The organism is Salmonella sp. NW645, from assembly GCF_051703725.1.
Lineage (GTDB): Bacteria > Pseudomonadota > Gammaproteobacteria > Enterobacterales > Enterobacteriaceae > Salmonella > Salmonella enterica.
Genome location: NZ_JAMMKR010000027.1, coordinates 1 through 947, shown reverse-complemented (window position 1 = coordinate 947; position 947 = coordinate 1). Strand labels below are relative to the sequence as shown.

The window sequence follows — 947 nt, the reverse complement described above, 5'->3', positions numbered from 1 at the left end:
GCACACGTAGACTGCCCGGGGCACGCCGACTATGTTAAAAACATGATCACCGGTGCTGCTCAGATGGACGGCGCGATCCTGGTTGTTGCTGCGACTGACGGCCCGATGCCGCAGACCCGTGAGCACATCCTGCTGGGTCGTCAGGTAGGCGTTCCGTACATCATCGTGTTCCTGAACAAATGCGACATGGTTGATGACGAAGAGCTGCTGGAACTGGTTGAAATGGAAGTTCGTGAACTTCTGTCTCAGTACGACTTCCCGGGCGACGACACGCCGATCGTTCGTGGTTCTGCTCTGAAAGCGCTGGAAGGCGACGCAGAGTGGGAAGCGAAAATCATCGAACTGGCTGGCTTCCTGGATTCTTACATTCCGGAACCAGAGCGTGCGATTGACAAGCCGTTCCTGCTGCCGATCGAAGACGTATTCTCCATCTCCGGTCGTGGTACCGTTGTTACCGGTCGTGTAGAGCGCGGTATCATCAAAGTGGGCGAAGAAGTTGAAATCGTTGGTATCAAAGAGACTCAGAAGTCTACCTGTACTGGCGTTGAAATGTTCCGCAAACTGCTGGACGAAGGCCGTGCCGGTGAGAACGTAGGTGTTCTGCTGCGTGGTATCAAACGTGAAGAAATCGAACGTGGTCAGGTACTGGCTAAGCCGGGCACCATCAAGCCGCACACCAAGTTCGAATCTGAAGTGTACATTCTGTCCAAAGATGAAGGCGGCCGTCATACTCCGTTCTTCAAAGGCTACCGTCCGCAGTTCTACTTCCGTACTACTGACGTGACTGGTACCATCGAACTGCCGGAAGGCGTAGAGATGGTAATGCCGGGCGACAACATCAAAATGGTTGTTACCCTGATCCACCCGATCGCAATGGACGACGGTCTGCGTTTCGCAATCCGTGAAGGCGGCCGTACCGTTGGCGCGGGCGTTGTTGCTAAAGTTCT

At 54.5% G+C, this 947-nt stretch carries 1 protein-coding gene; it reads left to right on the top strand.

Features of this window, described 5'->3' with window-relative positions:
* A partial coding sequence (gene tuf / locus NA389_RS21895; RefSeq protein WP_023214040.1) for an elongation factor Tu occupies positions 1-947 on the top strand: 947 nt, incomplete at both ends.